General features: G+C 79.2%; 4 protein-coding genes. 1 reads left to right on the top strand and 3 read right to left on the bottom strand.

The features are described 5' to 3' along the window. Nucleotides 1-15 precede the first annotated feature (15 nt). Nucleotides 16-732, bottom strand: a complete 717-nt coding sequence (locus GTR00_RS14790; protein ID WP_166612368.1) for a TetR/AcrR family transcriptional regulator — start codon at nucleotides 730-732, stop codon at nucleotides 16-18. An 84-nt stretch (nucleotides 733-816) separates the two neighbouring features. On the opposite strand from GTR00_RS14790, the gene GTR00_RS14785 reads away from it, so the two are divergent. Next, nucleotides 817-1,686, top strand: coding sequence for an NmrA family NAD(P)-binding protein (locus GTR00_RS14785; RefSeq protein ID WP_166612367.1), 870 nt, complete (start codon nucleotides 817-819; stop codon nucleotides 1,684-1,686). A 27-nt stretch (nucleotides 1,687-1,713) separates the two neighbouring features. Here the strand turns inward: GTR00_RS14785 and GTR00_RS14780 are convergent, their stop codons facing one another. Both GTR00_RS14780 and GTR00_RS14775 read right to left on the bottom strand, forming a co-directional pair. Continuing rightward, nucleotides 1,714-3,333, bottom strand: coding sequence for an N-acyl-D-amino-acid deacylase family protein (locus tag GTR00_RS14780; RefSeq protein WP_166612366.1), 1,620 nt, complete (start codon nucleotides 3,331-3,333; stop codon nucleotides 1,714-1,716). Further along, entirely contained in the window at nucleotides 3,330-4,640 is a 1,311-nt protein-coding gene (locus tag GTR00_RS14775) for a type III PLP-dependent enzyme domain-containing protein (RefSeq protein ID WP_166612365.1), read from the bottom strand. The genes GTR00_RS14780 and GTR00_RS14775 overlap by 4 nt, the downstream gene beginning before the upstream one ends. Nucleotides 4,641-4,739: the final 99 nt, after the last annotated feature.

The following is a 4,739-nucleotide window of genomic DNA, read 5'->3' as shown; positions in this document are numbered from 1 at the left end:
GTCGGGGGCCGGGGGTCAGGTCGCGTCGATCACGCGGTCGAGCCACTCGGTGAGCAGCGCCCGCTCGGCGGCGCTGAGGACGTCGAGGCGCGGGGCCAGGGCCCGCAGCGCGACGGCTGCCGCGGTGGGCCCGCCGGGCGCGGAGCCGGGCGCGTCGGTGAGGACCTGCCGGGCCACGGCCTCGTACACGCTCGCGGCGAGGCCGGCGTCGCGCTGCTCGGCCGGTGTGGACAGCAGCGTCTGCACGACGCCGGTGCCGGCCGCGTGGATCACCTCGACGGCGTGGCGCTCGCCGACGCGCAGCCGGCCCGCCAGGGCGACCCGGTGCACCCGCGACTCCAGCACGCGCCTGCCGGCCTCGGCCGCGGGCGAGCGCCACGCCCGGTCCGGGTCGCTGAGCAGGCGGAAGACGGCGGGGTTGGCCAGGCCGAACTCGACCTGCGCGTCCCAGCCGGCGCGCAGGTCCTCCAGCGGGTCGACGTCGCCGGCCGAGGCGGCCCGCACGAGCGCGGCCTTGGTGGAGACGTGGGTGGCCAGCACGTGCTCGGCCACGGCTTCGAGCAGGCCGTCCTTGTCGCCGAAGAGGCGGTAGATCGCCGGGGCCTGCACGCCGGCCGCCTCGGCGACCCCGCGCGTGGTGACGGCCGCGGGGCCCTGCTCGCGCAGCAGGCGCGCGGCGACGTCGACGATCCTCGAGCGGGCGTCGCCGCGGCGGGTGGGGGTGTCGAGCACGCACCGACGATAACGGGCCCTTGCCACCGCGACGATACCAACGATAACTTCATGGCGATTCCACCGATAACAGGAGGACCCACCGTGATCGTCATCACCGGGGCGACCGGCGCCCTCAACGGCGCCACCGTCGAGCACCTGCTCCAGCACGTCCCCGCCGCGCGGGTCGCCGTCGTCGTGCGCGACGTCTCCCGCGCCGGGCGCTTCGCCGAGCGGGGCGTGCAGGTCCGCCACGGCGACTACGCCGACCCCGCCTCGCTGCCCGCCGCCTTCGCCGACGCCGAGCAGCTCCTGCTCGTCTCCGCCGACGCCCCCGCCGAGGAGGCGGTCGCGCTGCACCGCACCGCGGTCGAGGCCGCCGTGGCCGCCGGGGTGGGGCGCGTGCTCTACACCAGCCACCAGGGCGCCGCGCCCGGCAACCCCTTCGCCCCCGGGCGCACCCACGCCGCCACCGAGCGGCTGCTCGCCGACTCCGGCACCCCCTGGACCGCGCTGCGCAACGGCTTCTACGCCCACGCCCTGCCCTGGTTCACCGGGCCGTGGCGCGAGACCGGCGTCGTCGCCGTGCCCGCCGACGGGCCGGTGTCGTGGACGGCGCGCGAGGACGCCGCCGAGGCCGCCGCCGCGGTGCTCGCCTCCGGCGGCGCCCACGACGGGCCGATCACCCTCACGGCGGGCGCCGCCCCCACCTTCGAGGAGGTCGCGCGCACCGCCTCCGAGCTGACCGGCCGGCACGTCGAGCGCGTGCTGGTGGACCCCGAGGGGTGGGTCGCCGCCCAGGTCGCCGCCGGGCAGGAGGAGTCCCGGGCCCGCTTCGCGCTGGGGGTGTTCCAGGGGGCCGAGCAGGGCTTCTTCGCCGGGACCGACCCCCTGCTCGCCACCCTGCTCGGGCGCGCGCCGCGCACCGTGCGCGAGGTGCTGGCCGCCCCGGCGCCCGCCCCGGTCGCCGGCTGACCCCGGGCGGGCGCCGCGCGGGCCCGCTCAGGCCCGCGGGGCGCAGGAACCGCCCGGGCCGGCGCCGCGGCGCAGCGCCCGCCCGGGCAGCGCCTGCGTGCGCCGCCCGTCGGCGATCACGGGCACGCCCGCCACCAGGACGTGCGGGACGCCCACCGGCGTGCGCCGGGGGTCCTCGAACGTCGCCCCGGCGGCGACGGTGCCCGGGTCGAAGAGCACCAGGTCGGCCACGGCGCCGGGGCGCAGCACCCCCCGGTCGGCCAGCCCCAGCCGGCGCGCGGGCCGCGAGGTCATGCGCGCCACGCACCCCTCCAGGTCCAGCACGCCCTCCTCGCGCACATAGTGCCCCAGGTAGCGCGCGAAGGTGCCCCACGCGCGCGGGTGCGGGCGCTCCCCCACCAGCAGCCCGTCGCTGCCCACGGCGTGCCGGGGGTGGGCCATGACCGCCCGCACGTTCCCCTCGTGCCCGACGTGCTGCAGCACGGTGGTGCCGAGCCGGTCGCGCAGCAGCAGGTCGGTGAACTCCTCGAACGGCGCGCGCCCCGAGCGCCGCGCCAGCTCCGCCACGCTGGCGCCGACGGCCCCGGACAGCGCCTGCTCGCGCACCCCGGAGACCTGCAGGCTCGACCAGTCCACGACCACGCCGTGGCAGCCGTCGGACCCGGTGACCTCCAGGTCGGTGCGGATGCGGCCCAGCGCGGCGGGGTCGCGCAGGCGGCGCAGCGTGGCCGCCGGCCCGCCGGCGGTGGACCAGCCGGGCAGCACCGCGGCCAGCGTCGTGGACCCCGGCAGGTACGGGTAGCTGTCCAGGGTGACGTCCACGCCGTCGGCGAGGGCGCCGTCGACCAGGGCGAGCAGCTCCCCCGCCCGCCCGGCGTTGACGTCGAAGTTCATCGTCGCGTGCGTCAGGTGCAGCGCGGCGCCGGAGCGGCGCGCCACCTCCACGGCCTCGCCGTACGCCGCCAGCGCGCCCCGCCCGTAGGAGCGGGTGTGCGGCGCCCAGAAGCCCCCGGCCGCCGCCACGACCCCGGCCAGCGCGACGAGCTCGTCGGTGCCGGCGTACATGCCGGGGCTGTACGTCAGGCCGCTGGACATGCCCACCGACCCCTCGCGCAGCCCGGTGGCCACCAGCTCGCGCATCCGCTCCAGCTCCGCGGCGGTGGCGGGCCGGTCCCCGGTGCCCACGGCGAGCATCCGCACGGTGCCCTGCGGCACCAGGTGGCACACGTTGACCGCGGCGCCGGCGTCGACGCGGTCCAGGTACTCCCCCACCCCGCGCCAGTCCCACGCCAGGTCCTCCGGCACCCCGTTCCACCCGGCGAGCTGCTCGCGCAGCACGTCCAGCGTCGCGTCGTCGACGGGCGCGTAGCTCAGCCCGTCCTGACCGACGACCTCGGTGGTCACGCCCTGCGCGGTCTTGGCCAGGTGCTCGGGGTCGGTGAGGACGGCCAGGTCGGAGTGGGCGTGCAGGTCGATGAATCCCGGCGCGAGCACGAGGCCGTCGGCGTCCAGGACGCGCGCGCCGGCGGTGGTGCCCACCTGGCCGAGCTCGGCCAGGCGCCCGTCGACGACGAGGGCGTCGCCGCGGCGGGCGGGCGCGCCGGTGCCGTCGACGAGCAGCGCGCCGCGCACCAGCAGGTCGCTCACCCGAACACCGTGCGCACCAGGTCCACCAGCACCGGCTGCGCGGCCGAGGCGTCGTCGAGCACGGGCAGCAGCTGCCACTTGTCGAACGCCGTGCACGGGTGGGACACCCCCAGGCGCAGCACGTCGCCCACCCGCACCGACTCCGCCTCCCCGGTCAGGCGCACGAACGCGTGCTGGTCGTTCAGGGCGGTGACGCTCGCGCCCGCCAGCGGCTCGGTGGCGCCGGAGCCGCCGCGGCGCACGGCCTGCACCTCCGGCAGGCCCTCGTCGAGGGGCAGGTCGCGCTTGCCCGCGTCGGCCAGCGCCAGGCCCGGCTCGGGGCGGGAGACCACGCGCGCCCAGCCGTGCAGCGCCGAGCGGAAGCCCTCCCCGCCGCCGGCGGCGCGCGCCAGCGGGGTGATGCCCCGGTAGAAGCCGTCGTCGTGGGCGACGTAGGCGCCGGCGCGCACCACCACCCGCACCGGCGCGCCGCGCTCGCCCGCCGGGTCGTGCAGGGGCGCCAGCACCTCGGCCACCAGGTCGAAGTAGGCGCTGCCGCCGGCGCTGACGACGAGCCCGCCGCCGGGGCCGCCGGGCACCTCGCCGTAGGCGCCGTCGGCGCCCAGCCGCTCGTGCAGGGCCCGCAGGTCCTCCAGCCAGGCGCGCACCCGCGCCAGGCTCGCCGGGGAGGCGTCGTGCGCGAGGGCGCCCTCGTAGCCGGTGACCCCGGCCAGGCGCAGCCCGGGCGCCGCGGCCACGGCGCGCGCCACCTCCAGCGCCGCGCCGAGGGAGCGGGCGCCGGTGCGCCCGCCGGGGGCGCCGAGCTCCACGAGCACGTCCAGGGGCTGCGCGGGCTCCCCGGCCGCGCACAGCCCCCGCGAGGTCAGGCGCACCACGTCGGGGCCGTCGGCCCACGCCAGCACCCGGGCCGCGCGGGGGCGGGCCAGCACCGCCAGCACCCCGGGGTCCAGCACCGGGTAGGCGGCCAGCACCCACGGCACGCCCGCGTCGAGGGCGACGGTGAGCTGCCACGGCGTGGCGACGGTGATCCCGCAGGCGCCCGCCCGGAGCTGCCGGCGCCAGATCGAGGGCGCCATCGTCGTCTTGCCGTGCGGGGCCAGGTCCACCCCGGCCGCGCGCGCCCACGCCGCCATCGCGGTGACGTTGCGCTCCAGCGCGCCCGCGTCCAGCGTCAGCAGGGGCGTGGGCAGCTCCGCCAGCCCGGGCCGGCGCGCGACCAGCTGCGCGCCGGTGAGCCCGCGCGCGCCCGCGGGCACCGCCTTGTGCTGCGGGCCCAGCGGCCCGATCTGCCCGGCGTCGTACGCCACCGGAACCGCCTCCCGCCGTCCGCCAGTGCCGCCGGTTCTAGCATCGCGGGGCGGCCGGGTCGAGCACCCCGCGCCGCGGCCGCGCCGCCCACCCGGCAC

This window comes from Kineococcus indalonis (genome assembly GCF_009906395.1).
GTDB lineage: Bacteria > Actinomycetota > Actinomycetes > Actinomycetales > Kineococcaceae > Kineococcus > Kineococcus indalonis.
This window is presented reverse-complemented; position numbering and strand designations above follow the sequence as displayed.